This window comes from Streptomyces sp. NPDC051738 (genome assembly GCF_044453205.1).
Classification (GTDB): Bacteria; Actinomycetota; Actinomycetes; order Streptomycetales; family Streptomycetaceae; genus Streptomyces.
The window spans coordinates 125955-150425 of the sequence record NZ_JBITCM010000014.1; the positions used below are offsets into that span (position 1 = coordinate 125955).

Consider the following 24471-nt stretch of genomic DNA (forward strand, 5'->3'; position numbering starts at 1 on the left):
ATGGCTCACACAGTCGTACGCAGCAAGCCCACATCGGCAGCGGGCGCGCCGAAGAAGGTGGGGCGGCTGCCCCGCGCCGCCGTGCACCACCCCTGGTGTTTCGCGCTCCCCGCGATCGTCGTCTTCGCGGGCTTCTTCCTGGTGCCGAACCTGCTCAACTTCTATTACCCGTTCACGAATTGGTCCTCCTACCACGCGGACATCGCCTTCACCGGCCTCGACAACCTCCGGACGATCGCCGACGACGGCTCCCTGCTGCGCGCGATCCGCACGACGCTGCTGTACGCGTTGCTGGCGGCGGTGTTCCAGAACGCCTTCGGGCTCGTGCTGGCGTTGCTGCTGGAGGACGACACCCGCTTCAACCGGTTCTTCCGCGCCGTCTTCTTCCTACCGGTGCTGATCTCGGCCCTCGCCACGGGCTACGTCTTCCAGGCCCTGCTCGACCAGGACGGCGCCCTCAACTCCGTGCTCGGCACGGACGTTCCCTGGCTCGGCTCGACGACGTGGACGCTGGTCGTCGTCACCCTCATCCACGGCTGGAAGTGGATGGGGCTGGCCATGCTGATCTATCTGGCCGGGCTCAAGGGCATCCCCGGCGACATGCTGGAGGCCGCCCGGATGGACGGTGCCGGGCCGTGGCGCACCTTCTGGTCGGTGCGCTGGCCGATGCTCGCGCCGGCCGTCACCTTCAACGTCACCACGGCGCTGATCGGTTCGATGAACACCTTCGACATCGTGCAGGCCACCACGGGCGGCGGGCCGGCTGCCTCCACGGAGGTCTTCAACATCTACATGTTCCGGATCTTCGGCCAGGGCCTGTACGCCCAGGCCTCCGCGATGAGCCTCGTCCTGTTCCTGGTCGTGGTCACCGTGGCGATTCCGCTGGTCGTCGGCCTCAGGCGAAGGGAGCAGACGCTATGACGCGGGTGGCCCCGGTGTGGCGGTACGGCCGCCCTGCCCTCGTCCTGCTGCTCGCCGGTCTGGCGGTCGGCGTCCCGCTGTGGCTGGTCGCGGTCACCTCAGCCAAGCCGCAGGCGGAGGCCATCAAGCCCAACCTGGACCTGCCCCGGCACTGGCAGCCGGCCGACAACTACGCGGACGCGGTCGGCCAGGGCGAGATGCTGCGCGGTTTCCTCAACTCCCTCCTCGTCGTGGTGCCTTCAGTCGTCCTCGTGCTGCTCCTCGGCGCGGGCGCCGCCTGGGTCTTCGCGCGCCGCAGGTCGAAGCTGGTCTCGGCGGCGTACGCGCTGTGCATCAGCGGGCTGCTGCTGCCTCCGGCCGTCATCACCATCGTGATGGAGCTGCGGCAGCTGGGCCTGGCGAACACCCGGCCCGGCATGATCGCCGTCTACACCGGCATGTACCTGTCGACGTCGATCTTCTTCATGACCGGCTTCATCCGCGCCATCCCGATGGAGCTGGAGGAGGCGGCCAGGATCGACGGGGCGACACCCGCGCGGATCTTCTGGCGGATCGTCATGCCGCTGCTCCGGCCGGTGATCGCCACGGCGACGATCATGGTGATGCTCTACGCCTGGAGCGATGTCTTCTACGCGTTCTTCGTCCTCGGCGGCGGAGAGCGGGCGACCCTGCCGCTCAACCTCTACCAGGTCGCCAGCGCCCAGCTCTACCTCAACAACTGGCATCTCGTCTTCGCGTACGTCGTGGTGATGAGCCTGCCCATGGTCGCCGTCTTCCTCGTCGGCCAGCGAAAGATCGTGTCCGGAATCACCAGTGGAGCCGTCAAGTGACCGGAGGTCCAACAGCGTGATCGCCCCCACCCGCACAAGATCCCGCACCGCCTTGCTAGCAGCCGCACTTGGAGTAGCCGCCATGGCAGCCACCCTCCCCGCGACGGGGTCCGCGGCCGCCGCCGACCCGCAGCGCCTCACCGTCGACCTCGCCGCCTCCGAGGGCGCGGTGATGCTCGGCGCCAACGGCGCGCTGTACGGGCTCAGCGACGACGGGGTGCCCAGTGACGCCGCGCTCGCGCCCCTGAAGGTCACCAGCGTCTCGCAGAAGCCGGAGGGTGGCGCCCAGCACCCGAACGGCGACGCGCTCACCGTCTCCAAGTCGTTCTTCCGCAACGGCGGCGGCGAGATCAACGTGATGATGCAGGACATCTACGCCAGGTGGCCGTACGAGGACCTCGGCATCGACGACTACCTCCCCAAGGTCGACAAGATCGCCAAGGAGGTCGCGGCCGACCCGAACAGCGACCGCTTCGTCTACATCCCGTTCAACGAGCCCGACCAGATCTGGTACAAGCTCGGCGTCGCCGACCAGGCGCAGTACGAGGCCAACCGCGACCGGTTCTTCAAGGACTGGAAGACGGTGTACCAGCGCATCCGCGCCATCGACCCCGACGCGCGGATCGCCGGCCCCAACGAGGCCGGCTACCACACCCGCCTGCTCAGGGACTTCCTCGCCTTCGCCAAGCGCGAGAACGTGCTGCCCCAGGTGATGACCTGGCACGAGCTGGGTTCCGGCTCGCTGCGCGACTTCCAGGCGCACTACGACGACTACCGCTCCCTGGAGCGGGCGGCCGGGATAGCCCCGCTGAAGATCAACATCGACGAGTACGCCAACCGCCGTGACCTGTCCGTGCCGGGGCAACTCGTGCAGTGGGTCTCGATGTTCGAGCGGAACAAGGTGTACGCCAACGCGGCCTACTGGGACGCGGCCGGCAACCTCAGCGGCCATGTCGTGCGCTCCAACATGCCCAACGGCGGCTGGTGGTTCTTCCGTTGGTACGCCGGGCTGACCGGCGACACCGTCAAGGTGACCCCGCCGCGGGCCAACACCATCGACACCCTCCAGGGCCTGGCCTCCCTCGACACTTCGCGCCGCCAGGCCCAGGTGCTGCTCGGCGGCTCGGACGGCGACTCCGACGTCGTGGTGGAGAACGTCTCCCGGTCCGTCTTCGGCCGTACGGTCACCGCGACCGTCGCCGAGGCCGCCTGGTCGGGCTACGAAGGGCAGCACGCCGCGCCGCGCGTCCTCGCCCGTACGAAGGTCAAGGTGGCGGACGACGGCACGGTGACCGTCCCGCTGCGCGGCCTGCACAAGATGTCCGCGTACCGGATCGTCCTCACCCCCGGCGGCACCGGCAGCCCCTCCCCCGCCTCCGTGCCCTGGTCGGCGTCGTACGAGGCCGAGGACGCGGCCATCACCGACGGCAAGGTCTACACCCAGGGCACCGTCGACAACGCCAACGGCTACGCGGCCTCCGGCACCAAGGACGTCGGCTCGCTCAACCAGGCCACCAGCAAGGTCGCCTTCACCGTGACGGTCCCGAAGGACGGGACGTACGACCTGGCGATCCTCTACGGCAACCAGTCCGGCCGCCCCGCCGCCCAGCAGCTGTCCGTCGACGGCGGCGCCCCCGTCACGGTGACCTACCCGTCCACCGAGAACTGGACCTACCGCGCCAAGAAGGACGTCGGTGTGCGGCTGTCGGCAGGCACCCACACGCTGACGCTGGCCAAGGGCGACGCCGAGGTCACCCTCGACCGCGTCGACCTGACCGCCCGCACCGCGGTGCCCTCCGCGCGCTACGAGGCCACGCTCGCCGACATCAGCGGCACGCCGTCCTACGACTACTCCTCCTCGGCCGGGGTGGGCACCGGCTCGCTCGTCCTGCGCTCCGGGGACAAGGCGGTGTTCGACGTCTACGCCCCGCGCGACGGCTACTTCACGGTCGTACCGCAGACCACGGCGCCAGTGCGGCTCGCGCTGCACGGGGAGACGGTGACGGCGTCGCCCGGCAAGCCCCTGCGGCTCTACCTGGTGGCCGGCAACAACCGTGTCGCCCTGACCGCCCGGCACGCCGCCGTCCGCTCCCTCGATGTCTCGGGCAACGGCTCGACCACCGGCACGCTCTCCTACGAGGCCGCCTCGGCGACCCTCGCGGGCGGCGCCGAACTGGTCGACTCCCCGTACGCGTCCGCCGGTTCCTACATCGGCTCGCTCGGCAACAGTCCTGCCGGCACCGCCGGGTTCACGGTGGACGCACCCCGCTCGGGCCGCTATGTGCTGGTCGTCCACTACGCCCACAACGACCGGCGGGACAACGGCCACGCCTACAACACGGACATCATGTCCCGTACGGCGGACATCACGGTCGGGGACGCCGCTCCCGTCACGGCGACCTTCAAGAACACCTGGAGCACGGACGACTACTGGACGCTCGGCGTCCCCGTCGACCTGAAGAAGGGCTCCAACACGGTGACGTTCGGGAACGCGAGCGCGTGGGCCCCGAACATCGACCGGATCGAACTGGGCCGCGTCGTCGGCTGACGGGCTCGACCCGATCATCGCGGCGGTGACCCGGGACCCCGGTCGGGGCCCGGGTCACCGCCCGAGTAGGTCCAGCGCCCTCACCCACCCGAACTCCGGCCGCCCGCCGTCCTCCCCCACCTCGCCGGTGTACGGCTCCCCGAGGCGCACGCCCATCCCCCGCAGCCGTATCAGGCTGTCCTGGTAGGCGGGATGGGCGGCCAGCGCGTCGGCGACGCAGGGCAGGGCGGCGATGGGCACGCCGAGGCCGTACGCCTCGCAGAGGGTGCCGAGGGCAAGGGTGTCGGCGATGCCGGCGGCCCACTTGTTGAGCGTGTTGAAGGTGGCCGGGGCGACGACGACCGCGTCGGGCGGCGGGAAGGGGCGCGGGTCCGCGGGTGTGCGCCAGGCCGCGCGGATCGGGCGGCCGGTCAGGGCCTCGACGGCGGCGGTGTCGAAGAACCCGTTCATGGCGACCGGTGTCGCGATGACGCCGACCTCCCAGTCCCGCTCCTGCGCGGCGCTGATCAGTTTGCTGACGTCGGCGGCGATCCCGGCGGCGCAGATGACGACGTAGAGGAAGGGCTTACGGGCCTGTTCGGTCATCCGGGAACCCTACTCAAGGCCCTCGACCGGCCTGGCGCACGCAACCGCCCTGTCGCCCTCGGTCGCCCTAGCGCACCGGGAAGGACAGCCCCCGCTCGTTCTCCGGGCGCGGCCCGAAGACCCGGCGCTCCTTCTCCTCGATCGGCACGTCGTTGATGCTGGCCTCCCGCCTGGTCATCAGCCCGTGCTCGTCGAACTCCCACAACTCGTTGCCGTACGACCGCCACCACTGGCCTTCGGCGTCCCGGCACTCGTACTGGAAGCGGACCGCGATGCGGTTGCCGTCGAAGGCCCACAGGTCCTTGCGCAGCGCGTACTCCCGCTCGCGGGCCCACTTCGCCGTGAGGAACTCGACGATCTCGGCGCGGCCGGTGACGAAGGTGCCGCGGTTGCGCCACACCGAGTCCTCGGAGTAGGCGAGGGCGACCTTGTGGGGGTCGCGGGTGTTCCAGGCGTCCTCGGCGGCCTGCACCTTCTGTGCGGCGCTCTCGCGGGTGAACGGGGGCAGGGGCGGGCGGTCGGTCATGTCATCCCTCCAGGGCCGGAACGGCCGGGCAGAACAGGGGAGAACGTGCGTTCTCCAGCATGACTGCTACCGTAGGAGAACGCTCGTTCTCGCGTCAAGGAGAGGTCGTACATGGACAGCGCAACCGCCCGGGAGCAGGCACTGGACGCCGCGGAGAGCCTGTTCTACGGGCGCGGCATCCAGTCCGTCGGCATGGACGACATCCGGGGCGCGTCCGGGGTCTCGCTCAAGCGGCTCTATCAGCTGTTCCCGGCGAAGGAGCAGCTGGTCGAGGCATACCTGGAGCGGCGCGACGTGCGCTGGCGCGGGCGGCTCGCCGAGTACGTCGAGCGGCAGCCGGACCCCGAGCTGCGGATCCTGGCCGTCTTCGACTGGCTGGAGGAGTGGTTCGGCGAGGCGGACTTCCGCGGGTGCGCCTGGATCAACTCCTACGGCGAGCTGGGCGCCCGGTCGGAGCGGGTGGCGGACCAGGTCCGGGCGCACAAGCGGGCGTTCCGCGACTACCTCGCCTTGCTGGTGGCCGGGGCCGAACGGCCCGACGCGCTGACCGGGCCGCTGTATCTGCTGGCCGAGGGCGCCATGGTCACGGCGGGGATCACGGGCGGTACCCGACCGGCGGAGGAGGCGCGGGAGGCGGCGCGGGCACTGCTGGCGGCGCACTGAGATGGGGTGGGCGGGCCCGGCTCCGGGTGCGGGCCCGCTCACGGCAAGAGGTTGCGGGTGATGTGGCCCGCCTCAACTCCCCTCGTCCGACACGGTGATGGCGCTGACCGGGCAGGCCCGGGCGGCCTCCCGCACCATCGGGTCGCCGGCGCCGTCCTCCCGGCCCGGGATCAGGGCGCTGAAGCCGTCGTCGTCCTGGGTGAAGACGGACGGGGCGGCCAGGGCGCACTGGCCGGCGCCGATACAGAGGTCGTGGTCGATGCCGATGTGGATTTGGCCTGATTCGTTCGTTTCGTTGTGCATGACCGGAGCCTCTTACCAGGTCACGGGGAGTTCCAGCATCCCCTGGATCGTGTCGCCGGGTTTGAAGGGGATTCCCTCCGCAGGAACCGCCAGACGGAGGGTGGGCAGCCGGTCGAAGAGGGTGTGCAGGGCGATCTCCATCTCGGCGCGGGCCAGGTTCTGGCCGAGGCACTGGTGGATGCCGAACCCGAAGGCGACGTGGTGGCGGGCCGGGCGGTGCCAGTCGAGGGTGTCGGGATCCGGGTACACCGACTCGTCGCGATTGATGACCGAGGTCGAGAAGACCACGCCCTCGCCCGCCCGGATCGTCTCGCCGTCCGTCTCGATGTCCTCGACGGCGACCCGCAGCATGCCGTCGGCGATCGACAGCATCCGCATCAGCTCCTCGACGGCGGCGGGCAGCAGCCCCGGGTCGGCACGCAACTCGGCCAGGCGGTCGGGGTGTTGGAGGAGGGTGAAGGTGCCGAGGGAGATCATGTTGGCGGTCGTCTCATGGCCGGCGACCAGCAGGATGGTCGCGAGGGCGATGAGCTCGTCGCGGTCCAGGTCGCCGTCGCGCAGCTGCTGGTGGACGAGTTCGTCCAGGACGCCGTCGCCGGGCTCCGACTGCTTCTGCTTCCGGTCGATCAACTCGACGAAGTACGCCTCGAGCCGGTCTCGGGCGTCCATGGTGTCGGCGGCCGTGGGGCCACGCAGCAGGCGCCGGGACTGACCCTCGAAGAAGTCGTGGTCGGCATAGGGGACACCCAGCAGGGCGCAGATGACCATCGAGGGCACCGGCAGCGCGAAGGCGCTCACCAGCTCGGCGGGCGGTCCCTGGGCGATCATCGCGTCGAGCCGTTCGTCCACGATCCGCTGGATCTCCGGACGCAGCTCGGCGGCGCGCCTGAGCGTGAAGCTGGGCACCATCATCCGCCGCTGGACCCGGTGTTCGGGGTCGTCGACGCCCAGCAGCGCGGTCTTCCGGTTGCGGATCGCCGCGAACCGGGCGGTGGGCGCGGGGAAGCCGGACCGCATGCGATCGGAGGACAGCCGGGGGTCGGCCAGCAGGGTGCGGGCGAGGGTGTGGCCGGTGACCAGCCATACCGGGCGGCCGTCGAAGAGGGTGATACGGGCCAGCGGGCGCGCATCGCGGAGGGGGTCGTAGGCCGTGGGCGGGTGGTACGGACAGGTGCGGTTCTGAGGGAAGGCGACGGTGTGCGATTCCGTCATGTCCGTCATCGAAGACCTCGCAGACGAAGAGTGCGTCGTGCCGATCTTCATTAGATGCCCGGGGCACCTAAAGGAGGGACGCCAAGTTCGGCCAGATCAGGCGCACCGACAATCTGGCCGGGGATCGTCGCACAGAGCTTCGGTCTCGACGCCGTCGGGCCGGTGCCGCCGGTACTGCCGGGAAATTCGCTTGTCGTCGGGCGGCCGTCACCCGCAGAATCCGGCCATGTCTACAACCACCGCCTGCCTGCCGCCGACCGTCACCGTTCGTCCGGTGCGGTTCCAGCAGCAGCCCGGCCGTCCCTGGAGGCCTACGCTTCCCACGCCGTGACCGCCGCGCTCGTCGCGGGACTGCTCGCGGGCTACGGCATCGCCGTCCCGGTCGGCGCGGTCGCGACCTACCTCGTCTCCCTCACCGCCCGTACGTCCCCGCGGACCGGGGCCTGCGCCGCGCTCGGCGTCGCGACCGCCGACGGCCTCTACGCCCTCGTGGCCACCCTCGGCGGCTCCGCGCTCGCCGCCGCGCTGCGTCCGGTCCTGGGGCCACTGCGCTGGGCCTCCGCCCTGGTGCTGGCGGTCCTCGCGGTGCGAGGCGCCGTCATCGCCGTACGGCACTACCGCGACCACCGGCTCGCCACCCATTCCACGCCCCCTCCCCCGAGCCCGGCGCGCGCGTACCTGACGCTCCTCGGCATCACGCTGCTCAACCCGACCACCGTCATCTACTTCGCGGCCCTGGTCCTCGGCACCCGTGCGACCGACGCCGTACCGCCCCTGGAACAGGGCGTCTTCGTCCTGGCCGCGTTCGCCGCGTCGGCCAGCTGGCAGTTGCTGCTCGCCGGGGGCGGGGCGCTGCTGGGGCGGCTGCTCACCGGGCACCGGGGGCGGTTGGTGACGGCGCTGGTGTCGAGCGGCGTGATCCTGGCGTTGGCCGTACGGATGTCGATGGAGAGGTAGTCGAGGCAGGATGAAACCCGCACACGTTGGTGTTGTAGAGCACGCAGTCAGTCAGGACCACGACACGACGACGGGACGGATGCCATGCCTCTTGAGGGCCAGTACGAGCCCAGCCCGACCCAGTGGGTGCGCGACCAGGTGGAGCTGTACGAGAGCTCCGGCGGCACCAAGGGGACGACCCTCATGGACACGGGAATGCCCGTGATCCTGCTCACGACCCGGGGTGCCAAGAGCGGCAAGATCCGCAAGACGCCGCTGATGCGCGTCGAGCACGAGGGGCGCTATGCCGCGGTGGCGTCGCTGGGCGGGGCGCCCCAGCACCCGGTCTGGTACCACAACGTCAAGTCCGATCCCCATGTGGAGCTCCAGGACGGGCCGGAGAAACGGGACATGCGGGCCCGCGAGATCACCGGTGCGGAGAAGGACGCCTGGTGGGAGCGTGCGGTCGCGGCCTATCCGCCGTACGCCGAGTACCAGGAGAAGACGGACCGGGTGATCCCGGTCTTCGTGCTGGAGCCGTTCGACGGGGACTGACCGAGGTCCCGGAATTTTTTTCGCCCAGGACGCATGAACCCACGTTCCCCGGGCACCCGTGCGTCAGGCCCCGCCGCGTTCCCCCGTCGCGGCGGGGCTTCCCTGTGCCGCCCCCAGGCCGATGGACTCACACCGTGCCATCGGGGAACCCGGCCCACGACGGAATCCGGGCGTCCGGCGATGGCATGCGGCAGAGAGAGGGGCGCGATCATGAGCGACGGGGGTAACGCCGCCTACGGCAGGAAGTCGTTCCAGCGGTCCAGGGCCCACTTCACGGACCGGATCACGGCGGACGGCCGGGACGGCTGGCCGGTGGCGGCGAAGCGTTACCGGCTGGTGGTCAGCCGTGCCTGCCCGTGGGCGAGCCGGGCGCTGGTGTCCCGGCGGCTGCTCGGTCTGGAGGACGCCCTGTCGCTGGCGATCGCCGACCCGATCCAGGACGACCGCAGCTGGCGCTTCACGCTGGACCCCGAGGGCCGCGACCCGGTGCTCGGCATCCGCTACCTCAGTGAGGCCTACGACCGGCGGAAGACCGACTACCCGGGCGGCGTCAGCGTCCCCGCGATCGTGGACGTACCCAGCGGCAGGCTGGTCACCAACGACTACCAGCGGATCACGCTCGACCTGGCCACCGAGTGGACGGCCCTGCACCGCGAGGGGGCGCCCGATCTCTACCCGGAGCCGCTGCGGGACGAGATCGACAGCGTGATGGCGGACGTCTACGAGGACGTCAACAACGGTGTGTACCGGGCGGGTTTCGCAGACGGGCAGGAGAAGTACGACGCGGCGTGCGCGCGGCTCTTCCGGCGGCTGGAGCTGCTGGCGGAGCGGCTGTCCGGGCGGCGCTATCTGGTCGGCGACACGATCACCGAGGCGGACATCCGGCTGTTCACCACGCTGGTCCGGTTCGACGCCGTCTATCACGGCCACTTCAAGTGCAACCGCTGGAAGCTGGCGGAGAACCCGGTGCTGTGGGCGTACGTCCGCGACCTCTACCAGACGCCGGGATTCGGTGACACCGTCGACTTCGACCACATCAAGCGGCACTACTACCGGGTGCACAGCGGTATCAACCCGACCGGCATCGTGCCCCTCGGGCCGGATCTGCCGGGCTGGCTGACGCCGCACCACCGCGAGGAGCTGGGCGGCAGGCCGTTCGGCGACGGGACACCGCCCGGGCCGGCTCCTCAGGCCGAGGAAGTCCCTGCTCGGGGGCGGCCCTGACACCAAGGAGGCGCACGTGGCCAAGAAGACCCAGAAGAAGAAGCTGAAGCTTCCCCTCGCGTACAAACCCCTGGGGTTCGCGCTCGGCTGGTCGAGCGGGTGGCTGGCGGGGCTCGCCTTCCGGAAGACCTGGATGGCGATACGGCACGAGGAGGACGCCCCCGACGCGCTGGACCGGGACCGCGGCTGGGGGGAGATCCTGCTGGCGGCCGCGGTCCAGGGCGCCCTGTTCGCGGTGGCCCGCAGCGTGGCGGACCGAACCGGCGCGAAGGCGATCGAACGCTCGACGGGTGTGTGGCCGGGCGGCGAGAAGGGCGGTCGGGACTGAACTCACCTCCGACAGACCGGGGACGGCCCAGGAGGCCGAACCTACAGATCGGGGCAGCCCAGGACGCCGAACATCCGGCACACCGGCGGCGGCCCAGGAAGGTCCACCCCCGGCAGACCGGCACCGCCCCCGGTGACTCAGCCCTGCTTCGGCGCCGTGGATGCGACGAGGCGCAGCGTGAAGGAGTGGCCGGCCGGGTCGGCGAAGCCGCGTTCCTCGTAGGGGCTCGCCGCGTCCTTCGCCTCCAGGGGGCGCCCGCCGAGCCCGACGATCCTGCGTTCCGCCTCGTCCAGGTCCTCCACGACGAAGTCCAGGTGGGCCTGGAGGGAGTTCTCGGGGCGCGGCCAGCTCGGGGGCGTCGCGTTCACGTCGCGGCGGAAGGCGAGCCGGGTGCCGTCGGCGCCCGTGATCTCCACGCGGTTGGCGGTCGCCTCCGTCTGCTCGGCCTCCAGCAGTTCCCGGTAGAACACGGCGAGCTTCTCCGGCTCGGCGCAGTCGAGCACGACAAAGCCCGCTTTCACCAACGACATGACTCCTCCGAAGGGTCCGGGGCGCGGGACGGTCCTGTCCCGCCGCCCTGCACCTCCCGGGTGTCCCGACCGGGCCGTTTCAGTCCGCCACCAGCCACTCCCCGTCCCGCATCAGCTCCCGCCCGTCCAGCTCGTTGGCCTCGCGCCAGGCCTGCACGCGCTGCGGCCGGACGCGGAAGTACAGGTAGGGCGTGGTGAGTCGACGGGGATCGAAGCCGGTCCTGGCCGCGAAGCGCTCGGCGACCTCCTCGGGCAGCTGGGCGACGGTGAGGGCGTCGACCGTGCCCTCGATCATGACGACGTCACGGGTCGGTCCGACACCGAGGCGCGCTCTGCCGGTCGTCCGCAGATTCCGGCCCGTCGGGCTGTTGGCCGGCGTGGCCAGCAACAGGGTGGAGCCGTCCCAGAGGAAGGAGAGCGGGACGAGATACGGCACGCCCCCGTCGACCTCGGCGGTGGCGACCCACACGTCCTCGTCGTGCTCCAGTCGGTGCAGGGTGTCCTGCTTGCGCTGCTTGGCGGGGCGTGCGGGCTGCGGCGTCATCGGCGAACGGCCTCCTCAGGGGGCGGTGTTGACGGACCTGTCCAGTGTCGCTGCCGGGCGGGCCGGCCGGGGACCCGTGGCCGCCAGTCGAGCCTCCGCGGCACTGAGCAGCAGGTCCAGCGCGGCCGGGTAGGAGCTGTGCGGCATGTCCGCCACGAGATGGCGGGCGGTGGCGGCGATGTGCGGGTGGGTGTCCGCGGGCAGTCGCGCGTACGTCGCCCGCCAGACGGCCTCCTCCGCCTCCCGCGCGGCCTTCGGCATCGCCACGCTCGCCGAGTCGAGGGCGCCGTGGGCGAGGGCCTGGTCGACGAACACGTGGTAGATCCGCACCGCCTCGGCGTCGGGGAACCCGGCGCGGCGCAGGACGCCCAGGATGGTCTCGACGGCCTGGATCTCGTACGCCCGCCCGGTCACCCGGTACGAGCTGAGGACCGCCGCCCGCGGGTGCGCGAGGGCCCCGGCGTGCATGCGCAGGCCGAGGTCCCTGAGGTCGGCGCGCCAGTCTCCGGTGGGGCGCCAGGTGCGCAGCGTACGGCCGATGAGTTCGTCGGCGATGGCGAGCATCAGGTCGTCGGTGTGCTGGAAGTACCGGTACAGCGAGCTGGGGTCGGCGCCGAGGGCGCGGCCGAGGCGGCGTACCGAGAGGGCGTCGGCGCCGTGCTCCTCGATGAGTCTGAGGGCCGTCTCGACGATCAGGGCCTCGGACAGCACGACGCCCTGCTTGGTGGGGCGCCTGCGCCGCCGGGCGGTGGGCGGGACGACGCGCTCGCTCATGGACTGCCTCCCTCGGTCCGGTGCGGGCACCTTATGACAACACCGTTGACCTGTTAAGCCCCCGGGCAGTTTCATGTCCGCTCATCGGGGCCGCCCAGGCCCCCCGGTGCGAGCGGAGACCGGCCATGTCCGACCAGCAGCCCTACAGCGTCGATCCTCCAGCGCGGCCCGCGCTGCGCAAGTCCCTCGGCGTCATGGACGGTGTCGCCATCGCCGCGTCCAGCACGGCCGCGACCACCAGCATCGGCATCGGTCTGGGGGTCACTGCCGGGGTGGTCGGCCTGCACCTGCCGGCGATCATGCTGCTGGCGTTCCTGCCGATCCTCGGCATCGCGGGTGCCTACTCCCGGCTCAACAAGGTCGAGCCCAACGCGGGCAACGGCTATGTGTGGGTGGGCCGTTCGCTCACCCCGTGGCTGGGCTTCATGGTGGGCTGGGTGAACATCGTGGCGGTGGTGGCGTTCCTCGCGTACACCACGGCGGTCACCGGCTCGGCCCTGATCCAGCTGGCGGGGGACGCCGGGCTGCACCGGGTGGGCGGCCTGGCGCTGGACCCGGGTTCGACCGCGCAGACCACGGCGCTCGGCATCCTGGTCCTGGTCGCGGTCACGCTGACCGCGGTGACCGGCATCCGCACCGCCGCGCGCCTCCAGGCCGGGCTGCTGGTCTTCGAGTACGTCGTCCTGCTGGGCTTCTGCGGATAGGGCATCGTCACCGGGCCGCACGACTTCAGCCTGAGCTGGTTCGACCCGTTCGCGATCCCGTCGGCGACGGCACTCGCGCAGGGCATGCTGCTGTCGGTGTTCTGCTACTGGGGCTTCGAGTCCGCGTTCAGCGTCAACGAGGAGGTGCGCGACCCGCGCGACGCGTCCCGGGCCGGGATCACCACTCTGTTCACCATGCTGGCGCTGTTCCTGCTCGGCTCGGTCGCCTTCCAACGCGTGCTGTCCGAGGAGGAGTTGGTCGGTCACGGCCCCGAAGGGCTCGCCTTCTTCGGTGAGCGGTTGGCGTCCCAGCCGTGGGCCGCGCTCCCTCTGATCGCCCTGATGTTCTCGGCGGTCGCCTCGCTGCAGGCCGGGGTGATCCCGACGGCCCGGGCGATGTTCGCGATGAGCCGGGACCGTACGCTCGGGCCGGTGTGGTCCAAGGTCAGCCCCCGGTACGGGACTCCGGCCGCCGGCACCGTGCTGATCGGCGCGCTCGCCGCGGCGGTCGCGGCACTCGCGCTGGTCATCCCGCGCCTCGCCGACATGATCATGGCGACGGTGAGCGCGGTGGGCATCGTGGTCGCCCTGTCGTACGCCCTCACGGCTCTCGCGGCGGCGGTGCGGTTCCGCGCGCTGCTGCGCGAGGACTGGCGGGAGGGGGTGCGCGCGGTCGTGCTGCCGGCGCTGAGCGCGGCCGTGCTGCTGGGCCTCGGCGGTTACCTCGGCTGGTCGTTCTACACCTCCGCCGACCACTTCGAAGTCAGCGCGGACAACGGGTGGTTCCTGCTGGCCACTCCCCTGGCGATGATCGCGTCCGGCTTCGTGGCCGCCGCCTGGGCCAGGTGGGTGCGCAGGTCGCCGTACTTCCGCACCGGCAAGGGCACCGACGCCGACGCGCCCCAGCTCCTCGTCACCTCCCGATAACTCCCCACCAGGAAACGGATCATGCACGCAGATCTCCTCTTCACCGGCGGCCCCGTCCTCACCCCCGAGGGCCGCACCGCGACCGCCGTGGCCGTCACCGGCGACCGCATCACTGCCGTAGGGCGGGAGGAGGTGCACGATCTCGCCGGGCCGCGGACCGAGGTGGTGGACCTCGCCGGGCGGCTGCTGCTGCCCGGTTTCCAGGACGCGCATGTGCATCCGATGCCGGCCGGTCTTGAGCTCACCCAGTGCGATCTGACCGGGGCGAAGACGGCGGACGAGACCCTCGCCGCGGTGCGCGCGTACGCCGACGCACACCCCGAGCGGGAGTGGATCACCGGGGGCGGCTGGTCGATGGAGGCCTTCGAGGGCGGTACGCCGACGAAGGAGCTGCTGGACGCGGTGGTGCCCGACCGGCCGGTCTATCTGCCCAACCGGGACCATCATGGCGCCTGGGTCAACAGCCGCGCCCTGGCGCTCGCGGGCATCACGCGCGACACGCCGGACCCGGCCGACGGGCGGATCGACCGGGACGCCTCCGGTGAGCCGAGGGGGAGCCTGCAGGAGGGTGCGATGCAGCTGGTGGGGCGGCTCACTGCGCCGGCCACGCGGGCCGACCGGGTGGCGGCCCTGCTGCATGCCCAGCGGCATCTGCACGCGCTCGGCATCACGGCCTGGCAGGACGCGCTGGTCGGGGAGTTCCTCGGGATGGACGACCCGTCCGAGGCGTATCTGGCGGCCGCGCGGGACGGCTCGCTCACCGCGCGTGTCGTCGGGGCGCTGTGGTGGGACCGCGAGCGCGGCTCGGAGCAGATTCCCGAACTGGCCGGGCGGCGGGAGGCGTTGAGCCACGGCCGGTTCCGTGCGGGCAGCGTCAAGCTGATGCTGGACGGCGTCGCCGAGACCGGTACGGCCGCCCTGGTGGATCCCTACCTCGACAAGTGCGGCTGCGCCACCGCCAACCGGGGCACCAGCTTCATCGACGCGGGGCAACTGCCCACGTACGTCACCGAGTTGGACGCGCTCGGCTTCCAGTGCCACTTCCACGCTCTGGGCGATCGGGCCGTACGCGACGCGCTGGACGCGATCGAGGCCGCGCGCGCTGCCAACGGGCCGAGCGACACGCGGCCCCACCTGGCGCATCTCCAGGTCGTCCAGCCCACCGACGTGCCGCGGTTCGCCCGGCTCGGGGCCACGGCGAACATCCAGCCGCTGTGGGCCGCGCACGAGCCGCAGATGGACGAGCTGACGATCCCCTTCCTGGGGCCCGAACGGGCCGCGTGGCAGTACCCGTTCGGCGCGCTGCTGCGCTCCGGCGCCCGGCTCGCGGCGGGCAGCGACTGGCCGGTGAGCAGCCCGGATCCGCTCCAGGGAATCCATGTGGCGGTCAACCGTGTGGCACCGGACGGAGGCGACACGCCGGTGTTCCTGCCCGGTGAACGCATGGGACTCGCCGAGGCGTTGACCGCCTACACGGCGGGCTCCGCGTATGTGAACCACCTCGACGACACGGGCGCGGTGCGCGCCGGGGCACTCGCGGATCTGGTGGTCCTGGACCGCGACCCGTTCGACGGGCCGCCGGAGGAGATCGCACAGACGCGTGTATCTCTCACTTATGTCGGGGGTGCGCGAGTATACGCAGCTCAAGGGGCATGAGCAGTAACGCAGATCACGGTCCGGTTACGGTGTAGATCATTTACGCTCTGGGCAGCTTGGTAGCGCTTCTCGGTTCAACTTTCGATCCCCAAAGCCCAGTTCGAGTGCGCGGAGGCCGTCCCGACTACTGCTCGGCGATGCCGTCGCCGACGGTACAGAAGATCCCCGGACGCGACCGGCCCACAGCCACGGTCGAACGATTCCTTTGTCATGACCACAGCTTGATGGGAGACCGGTGTGAAATCCCGAATCGCAGGTGCTGTTCCGACGGCGTCCGCCAACAGACTGCTCCCGGCGCAGCCAAGCACCCAGCTCCAGCTCCAGCCCACGGAGGCGGGAAACGCCCTGGCCCGCCTCTTCATGAAACGCATCAATGGCAGCACGGAGCAGTACCGAAAGGCCCAGAACGCCGCTCAGCAGCGCCTTGACGCATTCGGATCCCGCCCCTCCGGCACCACGCTGCATCTGGCGGGAGCCCTCCAACTGGCGCAGCCTGCGTTGCTCCCGCCCGACGAGGAGGGCTACGCCAGGTTGAGGCACCTCGACGCCGGCCTGCGCGTGATCGAGAAGGCCTTCCCCCAAGTCAGCACCGACATTGAGATATGCCGGTTGACCTGCATGATGCTGGAAGGCGCTTGGCGGAGCCGGGCACTCACCCCACCGCGCGAGGAGGAGCAGGCAACCGTCTGCACCTGCCCGCTCTGCCGTCGGCTGCCCACGCCCCCCGCACGCACGCTGGGTGACTACGGTTGGCGGCAGAGCGCCGGTCGTCCCCTCACCACCAAGACCTGGCCGTACCGCCGGGAACTCGACAGCGTCCTGACCGGTGGCTGGTCCTGGACCCGGCAGATGAACGACCTCGAACGCGACCTCGGACACCGCCACCGCTTCGAGGACGACATCCTCGTCTTCCACGAATACAAACGCGTTGTCGACACCATCGACACAACGCGCCTCACCCAGCACGCCGAAGGCCGCTTGGCCGAGAACTTCAGCACCAACAGCGCACGCGCCCTGGTCAGCGGACTCTTCTCCGCCCACAAGCGATCCGTCGACGAGTACTGGCTCCAACAGCACCACGCGGGCAGCGTCGTACTCCCCCAGACCAACCCACTCGGCCAGAGCACCTACTCAATCCTGCAGATGATGGACTGCCTGTTCTGGCACGTCGCGCCCGACACCGAACTCTGGCAGGAAGAAAACCTCGCCTCCCTGCTGCTGTGCCGCGCCATCGACGACATGGCCGACGTACGAGCCGACGCCCTCACCGGCGAGATCAGCAACTTCTGGCTCGCCGACATGCCCACCCACACCAAGGCCTTCTACGCTGCCTGCGCCATAGCCATCGTCAAGTACGGCTGCATGCCCGAGGCGCATACCTCGATGTGGAACACCTGGCTGATGACCACCACCATCGTCTGGATGGGGCTCACGGGCCGCCACGCCCTGTGGTTCGACGGCATCACCCAGGGCCTCCCCCCGGCCGAGGGGTGCCCGCTGTGCGACCTGCAGCCCAACGCATGCACCGGCATGCTCACCCACGGCACCAGCCTCACCATCGCCCCGCGGCCCACCGCACCGGCGCTGAGCACCCGGACCGCCGAGCTGTCCGCACGCTGCCGGGCCCAATACCCCCAGATGTGGCCCCTCTTCGACGCCGAGCTCCATGCCTTCGAAGCACTGCACGGCCCCTGGTACGGCAACATCGACAGCACCTGGGAGATCTTGCGCCGCACCTACATAGCCGCCGTGGAGGCATCCAGGGCCGCGCCGTCCCCGGCCCGCGCCCGTGAAGTCCAACAGGACTCCGGCGTAGTCGGATCGGAGAAGTTCCACACCCTGCACGACCCTCGGACCGGGAGGGAGGACACCGCGCTGCTCGCCTACATGTTCGCCGGCGCGCACCCGCATTTCCTCTGGAACGCCACGGGATACCGTCCCACGGGTGTCGAAGGCGACTGGCTCGACGGCTGACGCGTCAGTCCTGTTCAACGGCAATGCCAAGGGGCCGCTGCCCGGCCGGAAGTCGGCCGGGCAGCGGCCCCTTGGCGTTGCCTAGACGGCGAACTCGACCGGCAGACTGTCCAGCCGGAACTCCCACGTGGAGGCGGTCGAGCTGAGTTCCTCCGGCGGTACGGCCATCCGCAGGCCCGTCAGCCGGTGCAGCAGGACGTCCACGCCGACCTCGATGATGGACTGGCCGATGCTCTGCCCGGGGCACTCGTGCGGACCGGCGCTGAAGGCCAGGTGCGACTGGTTGCCCTGGACGGTCACACCCTCGTCGGGCCGGATCTCCGGGTCGACGTTGCCGGGGGCGAGGCCGAGGAGGAGCAGGTCGCCCTCCTCGATGTCGTGCCCGCCGAGCTCCAGCTCGCTGGTGGCGAACCGCGCCGGCAGGACGGCCAGCGGCGGGGTGTTCCACATGACCTCCTCCACCACGGCGGACACGTTCAGCTGACCGCTGATCAGCCCGGACAGCCGCGCCGTGTCGGTCAGGAGCAGCTGCAGCACCCGGGCCAGCAGGTTGCTGGTCGTGGTGTGGGCGGCGATCAGCACCAGGCGCAGATGGCTGACGACCTCGTCCTCGTCCAGCGCCGCCGGGTGCTCCAGCAGGGCGGTGGTGAAGTCCGAGCCCGGTTCGGACCGCTTGCGCTCGGCGAGTTCGCCCAGGATCTGCATGATGTGCCCGTTGTGGACGAGGGCGTCCTCGCCGCCCTTGAAGACCTGGGCGCACGACTCGACCAGGCGTAGCCCGTCCGCCTTGGGCAGGCCCAGGATCCGGGTGAGCACGAGCATCGGCAGCTGATCGGCGTAGTCGGCCACCAGGTCGGCGTGTCCCGCGTCGGCGAAACCGTCGATCTGCTTGTTCGCGAAGTACGTGGCGTGCCGCCGGATGCCGCGGCTGGAGGCGGCCAGCAGTCCGTCGGTGACCGCGCCGCGCAGCCTGCGGTGCGGCTCTCCGTCCTGGGAGACGCAGTCGGGCCGCCAGCCCACCATCGGCACCAGCGGATGGGACTCCGCTATCCGGCCCTCCCGCCAGTCCCGCCAGATGCGGGCGTCCCGGCTGAACTGACGAGGGTTGTCCAGCACCCGCCGGTTGTCGCGGTAGCCGAGCACGAGCCAGGCGGGAACCTCACCCTCCAGCAGCACCGGTGCGACGGAGCCGTGCTCCTTGCGCAGCCGCTCATAGATCGCCTGCGGGTCGGTGGCCGCGTCCGGGCCGTACAGCCGCGTGAGGTCTGCCCCGCCGTGCGCGACGGGGCACCCGCGGGGCGCGTCGGGACCGTTTAAAGTCTGCTCGTTCATCGGGGCTCCAGTGCGACGGAGGAGCGATCCTTCAAGTGACGTATCAGCGCGACGAGCACGTCACGGCTGGAGGCCCGGTCGCGGGCGTCGCAGGCCACGACCGGGATGTGCTCGGGGATGTCCAGGGCGTCCCGGATCTCCTCGACCGGGTAGTCCTTGGAGTCGGGGAAGACGTTCAGCGCGACGACGAACGGGACGTTCTGCCGCTCCATCTCCTCGATGGCCCGGAAGCTGGAGGCGAGCCGGCGGGTGTCCACCAGGACGACCGCGCCGAGCGCGCCCTTGAACAGGCCGTTCCACAGGAACCAGAAGCGCTCCTGGCCGGGCGTGCCGAACAGGTACAGCATCAGGCTGTCATTGAGGCCGATCTTGCCGAAGTCCAGGCTGACGGTGGTTTCCGTCTTGTCGGCGACGCCGATGAGGTGGTCGACGTCGGCACTTGCCTGGGTGAGGGTCTCCTCGGTGGTGAGCGGCTTGATGTCGCTCACCGAGCGGACCATGGTGGTCTTCCCGGTGCCGAAGCCACCGGCGATCATCACCTTCACCGAGCGGGTGCCCCCACCACCCGGCCCGCCGGGATGGTCAAAGCCTTTGAAGTCCACTGAGTACCTCCTCAAGGAGCGCGAGGTCGGGCCCGCGGCCGGCGTCGTGTGCCGGGATGGGGTCACGGGCTTCGACGTGGCCTGCCTCCAGCAGATCCGTCAGCAGCACCGCGAGAATGTTGAAGGGCAGTCCGAGGTGGGCGCCGAGTTCGGCCACCGACAGCGGATCGCGGCAGCGCCGGAGGATCTCCTCGTGCTCGTGCTGCAAGCCCAGTGCGGGGGCGGTGCGGGAGACGATGAGTGTTGCCACGTCGAGACTCGACGCCGAACCGCCCGGTCCGCTACGCCCCTTGGTGAGGACGTAATAACGCTCGAGACCGGACGGATTCGTGGGCCGGCGGGGAGCACTCATCCAGAGTGCTCCTCCAGGCGCGGAGTGGTGCCGAGCAACTCACCCATCCTGCGCGCCAGGTCCCTCATCTGATGGCCGAGCAGTCCCTGGTCGAGGCCTTCCCGAGCGAGGACGCCGAGATAGGTCTCCACCCCGGCCCGTACGACGAAGAGGTGTCCGCCGTCGACCTCGATCATCGCCAGCCTGAGCTGTCCCGCGTACTTGGGGAACTGCTCGGCGACCGGCTGGGCCAGCGCCTGCAGTCCGGCCACCACGGCCGCGAACCGGTCGACGTCGTCGGGGTCTTCGGCACCAAAGGAGGTGATGGCCTTGCCGTCGCTGGAGGCCACGAGGGCGAATCGGATCTCCGGGATGGACTCCACCAGATCACGGAGCGCCCAGCTCACGTCGGTTCCCTGTTGCGTCATGGGACTAGTCGCTCTCTTCAGTGTGGTGCTCGGTGGATCCGCGTCCGGCAGGTGCGGTCTCCTCCTCGGTGGACTCCTCGCCGACCTCCCGGCCGGCCGTGGCGAAGGCGGCCAGACCGGCGAACGAGGCGTCCGGCGGGACGGCGGCCACGCTCGACTCCTCGGTCCGCTCCGGGCGTTCGGCCGGCTCGTGCCGCACCGTCTCGTTCCGTTTGCTGCGGCGCCGGGGCAGTCCGCCGGGCGTGGTGTCCACGGCCTCGCCGGGCTCGGCCGCCCATTCGGTGGCCGCCGCCGTGCGCACCGGGGCGGCCTCGGCGGACTGCACCGCCGGGGTCGCCGCGGCGGCCGGGGCGGCGGTGGGCAGCGGACTGAAGTACTTGTGCGGAACCACCACCACCACCGAAGTGCCGAGCCAGGGCGAGTCCGCGAAGGTGACGCGGATGCCGTAGCGGCGGGCGAGAGCACCGACGACGCGCAGACCGATGTTGGCGTCCTCGGAGATGCCACCGATGCCCGGTCCGGCAGCGGTGCCGGTCAGGGCCTCCTCGGCCTCGCGCTTCTTCTCCTCGTTCAGGCCCTTGCCGGAGTCCTGGATTTCGATGCCGACGCCGTTCGGGACCTCCTTGCCGGAGACGACGACCGGCTCGGTGGGCGGCGAGTAGCGGGCCGCGTTGTCCAGCAGGTGCGCGAAGATCAGCGTGAGGTGGTCCACGAGGCCGCCGTCGACGCCGAGTTCGGGCAGATGGCGTACGTCGATCCGGTGGAAGTCCTTGATCCGGCCGATACCGCCGCGGACCACGCTGAGCAGGCGCTGCGGCTCCTGCCACTGCCGGCCGGGCCGGTCCGAGCCGCCGAGCACGCTGATGCTGGCGGCGAGACAGTCGGCGGGGCCGATCGCCTGGTCGAGCTCCATCAGGCCCCGGGCGACGGCCGGCAGCCGGCCGTGCTCGCCCTGCAGCTCGTGCAGGCGGCCGCGGAGCTTGCTGGTCAGCACGTGGATACGGTTGCCGACGCTGATCACGGCCTGCTCGGCGGAGGTCGAGCGGTTGAACTCCTCCTCCACACCGATCAGGGAGGTCCGCAGGACCTTGCGCAGGTTGGCCTGCAACTCGGCGCTGACCTTGGCGCACTGGTTGACGCTCGGCAGCAGGTCGTCGATGGCGTCGCCCTCACGCAGCTGGCGCATCGCCTCGGGGAGCTGCTCGTCGGCGAGCCGGACCACGGCGGCGAGCTGGTGGGCCAGCTGCTCCTGCCAGACCTCGGCCTGATCGGCGAGCTGGGCCTCGTAGGACGTGGCCTGGGCGGCGATCCGCTCCTCGTAGGAGGCGCTCTCCTCGGCCAGTCGCTCCTCGTACGCCCGGACGTGCTCGGCCATTTGGGCCTCGTACGCGCCGGACTGTTCGGCGAGGCGGGTCTCCAGAGCGGCGCGGTCGGCGCTGAACTTCCGCTCCAGGCCCGCCACATGCTGCTGCCACTGCTGGGAGTGCTCGGCCTGCGAGGTGCGGAACTCGCCCTCGGACTTGGTCAGCTGCGTCCGGGTGCGCAGCAGGAGGCGTACACACACGGCACTGGCGGCGGTCGCGGCGACGCCCGCGACGCCGGCGGTTATTCGCTCCGAGCTCATGAACGTGGCGGCAACCGTCCCACCTCCTAAAGCCAGTGGCATCAGCCACCAGCTGTACCAGGCGACAGGGGGCCGCGCCGCCGGCGGCGGAGTGGCGAGTTCCATCTGCATCCTTCGAGGCAACGATCGATCAAGGGGGGTGTGCAAGGCGATCGCACTCATGAGTACGCACCGCGAGACGACCGATCAAGACCAGGTCTTGACCGCGTCAACTCACAGCGCCGAACGGGAGCTTATCGGGTTTGAACGCAAAAGGATCAACCACACAGCTTGGCGGAAGTGAGGGTTCCGTCACTGTCCGCCAAGAGAACGTAAATCGACAAATGGCTTTACTCACCTGCACAGTTGGAGGAAACGACGACTCGGTTCACCTGGGGTTCACCTCGGCGGCGTTCAGCGGGTCGCGGCGGCCTGGAACGTACGACGGTACGTCTGCGGCGACACCCCGATCGCGGCGTGCAGGTGCTGGCGCAGGGAGGCGCCCGTCGCGAAGCCGACCCGGCCGGCGATCCGGTCGACCGACAGGTCGCTGGACTCCAGCAGCTGCCGGGCCCGCGCGACGCGCTGTTGGATCAGCCAGCGGCCGGGGCTGAGGCCCACCTCGTCGTTGAAGCGGCGGGCGAAGGTGCGCAGGCTCATCCGGGCGTGGCCGGCGAGATCGGCCAGGGTGAGGGGTTCGTCGAGGTGCTCCAGGGCCCAGGCGCGGGTGGCGGCGGTGCTCGCGGCCCCGCTCTCCGGCACCGGCTGCTCGATGTACTGGGCCTGGCCGCCGTCGCGGAACGGGGGCACGACACAGCGCCGGGCTACCGCGTTGGCCAGTTCGCTGCCGTGGTCGGTGCGGACCATGTGCAGGCAGACGTCGACGCCGGAGGCGGCGCCGGCCGAGGTGAGGATCCGGCCGTCGTGGACGAAGAGGACGTCCGGGTCCAGGTCGACGTGTGGGTAGCGGCGCCGGAACAGATCGGTCACCTGCCAGTGCGTGGTGGCCTTCCGGCCGTCGAGGAGGCCCGCCGCGGCGAGGACGAAGGCAGCGGTGCAGATCGACACGATGCGGGCGTCCGGGCGGATCCGCGCGAGTGCGTCGGCGACCTCGGCGGACAGCTCCGTGGGGATGTACGGGACGGCCATGGAGGCGACCACCACGGTGTCGGCCGTGGCGAGGATCTCCGGGCCGTGCTGGACGCCGATCGTGAAGTCCGCGTTGCTGCGGACCGGGAGGCCGTCGACGCTGCAGGTCAGCACCTCGTAGCGGCCGTCGGCGGCGCCGAAGATCCGGCTGGGGATGCCCAGCTCGAAGGGGTAGACGCCGTCGAGGGCCAGGACGACGACCCGTTCCACCGGCCGTTCACCACGATCACAACGTTCATCGCGTCCACCACGCTCACCACTCATGGCACGATCCTATCGAAGGTTGGCCTTCGTGCCATTTTCCCGCGCGGCGGCCCCCGGCAGGCTGGTTCACCATGAGCACTGTGAACACGATGCGAGCCATCAGCCAGGACGTCCTCGGCGGTCCCGAGGTCCTGAAGCTGGTGGAGATGAACCGACCCGAGCCGCGCCCCAACGAGGTCCTGGTGCGCGTCCGCGCCGCCGGCGTGAACCCGACCGACTGGAAGCACCGCGCGACCGGCGGTTTCCTGGGCGAGCCGCCCTTCGTCCTGGGCTGGGACGTCTCCGGCGTGGTCGAGGCGGTCGGGATCGGCGTCGCCCGGTTCCAGCCCGGCGACGAGGTCTTCGGGATGCTGTCCTACCCGTTCGGACACGGCTCGCACGCCGAGTACGTCGCCGCCCCGGCGCGCTTCTTCGCACACAAGCCGGCCTCGATCGACCACACGCAGGCGGGCGGGCTGCCGCTGGTCTCCCTCACCGCGTGGCAGGCCCTCGTCGAGTACGCGGACGTACAGCCCGGGCAGCGGGTGCTGATCCACGCCGCGGCCGGCGGGGTCGGGCATGTGGCCGTGCAGATCGCCAAGGCGCGGGGCACGTATGTGATCGGCACGGCGAGCGCGGGCAAGCACGAGTTCCTGCGCGGCCTCGGCGCGGACGAGCTGATCGACTACCGGGAGACGGACTTCGCCGAGGCCGTGAAGGACGTGGACGTCGTGCTGGACACCCTGGGTGGTGAGACGTCGGTGCGCTCGCTGAGCGTGCTGCGTGCGGGCGGTCTCGTCGTCTCGATCCTGCCGGTCGGATCCGCCGAGTTCTACGAGGAGGCCGAGCGGCTCGGCGTACGGGCCGTGCGGATGCTCGTGGACGCCGACCGCGCCGACCTGCGGGCGATCGCGGACCTGGTCGAGCAGGGCCGGCTGCGCGCCGAGATCGCCGGTACCTTCCCGCTTGCCGATGCCGCCGAGGCACACGCACTCGGCGACACCGGCCGGACCACGGGGAAGCTGGTCCTCACTCTCGACTGA

At 70.6% G+C, this 24471-nt stretch carries 24 protein-coding genes and 1 pseudogene; 12 read left to right on the forward strand and 13 right to left on the reverse strand.

Features of this window, described 5'->3' with window-relative positions; genetic code table 11:
• From ACIA8X_RS30055 to ACIA8X_RS30065, 3 genes are all read left to right on the forward strand, one after another.
• Entirely contained in the window at nucleotides 1–921 is a 921-nt protein-coding gene (locus tag ACIA8X_RS30055) for a carbohydrate ABC transporter permease (protein ID WP_393447015.1), read from the forward strand.
• The gene (locus ACIA8X_RS30060) at nucleotides 918–1751 is read left to right on the forward strand and encodes a carbohydrate ABC transporter permease (RefSeq protein WP_393447017.1); all 834 of its coding nucleotides are present in this window, start codon (nucleotides 918–920) and stop codon (nucleotides 1749–1751) included. The genes ACIA8X_RS30055 and ACIA8X_RS30060 overlap by 4 nt, the downstream gene beginning before the upstream one ends.
• 82 nt (nucleotides 1752–1833) lie before the next feature.
• Nucleotides 1834–4299: a CBM35 domain-containing protein gene (locus ACIA8X_RS30065; RefSeq protein WP_399459584.1), complete on the forward strand. Its 2466-nt coding sequence runs from the start codon at nucleotides 1834–1836 to the stop codon at nucleotides 4297–4299.
• Nucleotides 4300–4353: 54 nt separating this feature from the next.
• Here the strand turns inward: ACIA8X_RS30065 and ACIA8X_RS30070 are convergent, their stop codons facing one another.
• Both ACIA8X_RS30070 and ACIA8X_RS30075 read right to left on the reverse strand, forming a co-directional pair.
• Entirely contained in the window at nucleotides 4354–4884 is a 531-nt protein-coding gene (locus ACIA8X_RS30070; RefSeq protein WP_393447021.1) for a flavoprotein, read from the reverse strand.
• 67 nt (nucleotides 4885–4951) lie between these two features.
• Nucleotides 4952–5410, reverse strand: coding sequence for a nuclear transport factor 2 family protein (locus ACIA8X_RS30075; protein ID WP_093909912.1), 459 nt, complete (start codon nucleotides 5408–5410; stop codon nucleotides 4952–4954).
• 111 nt (nucleotides 5411–5521) lie between these two features.
• On the opposite strand from ACIA8X_RS30075, the gene ACIA8X_RS30080 reads away from it, so the two are divergent.
• Complete coding sequence (locus ACIA8X_RS30080) at nucleotides 5522–6073, forward strand: TetR/AcrR family transcriptional regulator (protein WP_393447023.1); 552 nt, start codon at nucleotides 5522–5524, stop codon at nucleotides 6071–6073.
• Nucleotides 6074–6145: 72 nt separating this feature from the next.
• Here ACIA8X_RS30080 and ACIA8X_RS30085 read toward each other — a convergent pair whose 3' ends face one another.
• Both ACIA8X_RS30085 and ACIA8X_RS30090 read right to left on the reverse strand, forming a co-directional pair.
• Entirely contained in the window at nucleotides 6146–6376 is a 231-nt protein-coding gene (locus ACIA8X_RS30085; protein WP_393447025.1) for a ferredoxin, read from the reverse strand.
• A gap of 12 nt (nucleotides 6377–6388) precedes the next feature.
• A complete protein-coding gene (locus tag ACIA8X_RS30090) occupies nucleotides 6389–7597 on the reverse strand; it encodes a cytochrome P450 (RefSeq protein ID WP_399459585.1) in 1209 nt (402 codons plus the stop codon).
• Between the two features lie 318 nt (nucleotides 7598–7915).
• Here ACIA8X_RS30090 and ACIA8X_RS30095 point away from each other — a divergent pair, with 318 nt between their 5' ends.
• The 4 genes from ACIA8X_RS30095 (at nucleotide 7916) to ACIA8X_RS30110 (ending at nucleotide 10631) form a co-directional block, all read left to right on the forward strand.
• A complete protein-coding gene (locus tag ACIA8X_RS30095) occupies nucleotides 7916–8545 on the forward strand; it encodes a LysE family transporter (protein ID WP_393447029.1) in 630 nt (209 codons plus the stop codon).
• An 84-nt stretch (nucleotides 8546–8629) separates the two neighbouring features.
• Nucleotides 8630–9079 (forward strand): nitroreductase family deazaflavin-dependent oxidoreductase, encoded by a 450-nt coding sequence (locus tag ACIA8X_RS30100; protein WP_393447031.1) that lies wholly within the window; start codon nucleotides 8630–8632, stop codon nucleotides 9077–9079.
• Between the two features lie 210 nt (nucleotides 9080–9289).
• A complete protein-coding gene (locus ACIA8X_RS30105; protein ID WP_393447033.1) occupies nucleotides 9290–10303 on the forward strand; it encodes a glutathione S-transferase family protein in 1014 nt (337 codons plus the stop codon).
• A 16-nt stretch (nucleotides 10304–10319) separates the two neighbouring features.
• Entirely contained in the window at nucleotides 10320–10631 is a 312-nt protein-coding gene (locus tag ACIA8X_RS30110; RefSeq protein ID WP_393447035.1) for a DUF4235 domain-containing protein, read from the forward strand.
• A 137-nt stretch (nucleotides 10632–10768) separates the two neighbouring features.
• On the opposite strand, the gene ACIA8X_RS30115 is transcribed toward ACIA8X_RS30110, so the two are convergent.
• From ACIA8X_RS30115 to ACIA8X_RS30125, 3 genes are all read right to left on the reverse strand, one after another.
• Nucleotides 10769–11161: a VOC family protein gene (locus ACIA8X_RS30115; RefSeq protein ID WP_393447037.1), complete on the reverse strand. Its 393-nt coding sequence runs from the start codon at nucleotides 11159–11161 to the stop codon at nucleotides 10769–10771.
• Between the two features lie 79 nt (nucleotides 11162–11240).
• A complete protein-coding gene (locus ACIA8X_RS30120; protein ID WP_393447039.1) occupies nucleotides 11241–11705 on the reverse strand; it encodes a pyridoxamine 5'-phosphate oxidase family protein in 465 nt (154 codons plus the stop codon).
• A 15-nt stretch (nucleotides 11706–11720) separates the two neighbouring features.
• A complete protein-coding gene (locus ACIA8X_RS30125) occupies nucleotides 11721–12479 on the reverse strand; it encodes a TetR/AcrR family transcriptional regulator (RefSeq protein ID WP_393447041.1) in 759 nt (252 codons plus the stop codon).
• A gap of 125 nt (nucleotides 12480–12604) precedes the next feature.
• Between ACIA8X_RS30125 and ACIA8X_RS30130 the strand changes: the two are divergent.
• The 3 genes and pseudogenes from ACIA8X_RS30130 to ACIA8X_RS30140 all read left to right on the forward strand — a co-directional run bounded on the left by ACIA8X_RS30130 (nucleotide 12605) and on the right by ACIA8X_RS30140 (nucleotide 17740).
• Nucleotides 12605–14110 (forward strand): annotated as a pseudogene (locus ACIA8X_RS30130) (APC family permease).
• A gap of 21 nt (nucleotides 14111–14131) precedes the next feature.
• Entirely contained in the window at nucleotides 14132–15766 is a 1635-nt protein-coding gene (locus tag ACIA8X_RS30135; protein WP_399459586.1) for an amidohydrolase, read from the forward strand.
• A gap of 237 nt (nucleotides 15767–16003) precedes the next feature.
• A complete protein-coding gene (locus ACIA8X_RS30140) occupies nucleotides 16004–17740 on the forward strand; it encodes a hypothetical protein (protein ID WP_399459587.1) in 1737 nt (578 codons plus the stop codon).
• A gap of 81 nt (nucleotides 17741–17821) precedes the next feature.
• Here ACIA8X_RS30140 and ACIA8X_RS30145 read toward each other — a convergent pair whose 3' ends face one another.
• From ACIA8X_RS30145 to ACIA8X_RS30170, 6 genes are all read right to left on the reverse strand, one after another.
• Nucleotides 17822–19072 (reverse strand): cytochrome P450, encoded by a 1251-nt coding sequence (locus ACIA8X_RS30145; RefSeq protein ID WP_393447049.1) that lies wholly within the window; start codon nucleotides 19070–19072, stop codon nucleotides 17822–17824.
• Entirely contained in the window at nucleotides 19069–19674 is a 606-nt protein-coding gene (locus ACIA8X_RS30150; RefSeq protein ID WP_274236456.1) for an ATP/GTP-binding protein, read from the reverse strand. The genes ACIA8X_RS30145 and ACIA8X_RS30150 overlap by 4 nt, the downstream gene beginning before the upstream one ends.
• Nucleotides 19655–20026: a DUF742 domain-containing protein gene (locus tag ACIA8X_RS30155; protein WP_093909899.1), complete on the reverse strand. Its 372-nt coding sequence runs from the start codon at nucleotides 20024–20026 to the stop codon at nucleotides 19655–19657. Before ACIA8X_RS30155 ends, ACIA8X_RS30150 begins: the two co-directional genes overlap by 20 nt.
• The gene (locus tag ACIA8X_RS30160) at nucleotides 20023–20433 is read right to left on the reverse strand and encodes a roadblock/LC7 domain-containing protein (RefSeq protein WP_030043913.1); all 411 of its coding nucleotides are present in this window, start codon (nucleotides 20431–20433) and stop codon (nucleotides 20023–20025) included. The genes ACIA8X_RS30155 and ACIA8X_RS30160 overlap by 4 nt, the downstream gene beginning before the upstream one ends.
• Before the next feature lie 4 nt (nucleotides 20434–20437).
• Nucleotides 20438–22162, reverse strand: a complete 1725-nt coding sequence (locus tag ACIA8X_RS30165) for an ATP-binding protein (protein WP_393447052.1) — start codon at nucleotides 22160–22162, stop codon at nucleotides 20438–20440.
• A 288-nt stretch (nucleotides 22163–22450) separates the two neighbouring features.
• Nucleotides 22451–23449 carry a GlxA family transcriptional regulator gene (locus ACIA8X_RS30170; protein ID WP_399459588.1) on the reverse strand — a complete coding sequence of 333 codons (999 nt, stop codon included), beginning with the start codon at nucleotides 23447–23449 and terminating at the stop codon, nucleotides 22451–22453.
• Between the two features lie 71 nt (nucleotides 23450–23520).
• Here ACIA8X_RS30170 and ACIA8X_RS30175 point away from each other — a divergent pair, with 71 nt between their 5' ends.
• Complete coding sequence (locus ACIA8X_RS30175; RefSeq protein WP_399459589.1) at nucleotides 23521–24471, forward strand: NADP-dependent oxidoreductase; 951 nt, start codon at nucleotides 23521–23523, stop codon at nucleotides 24469–24471.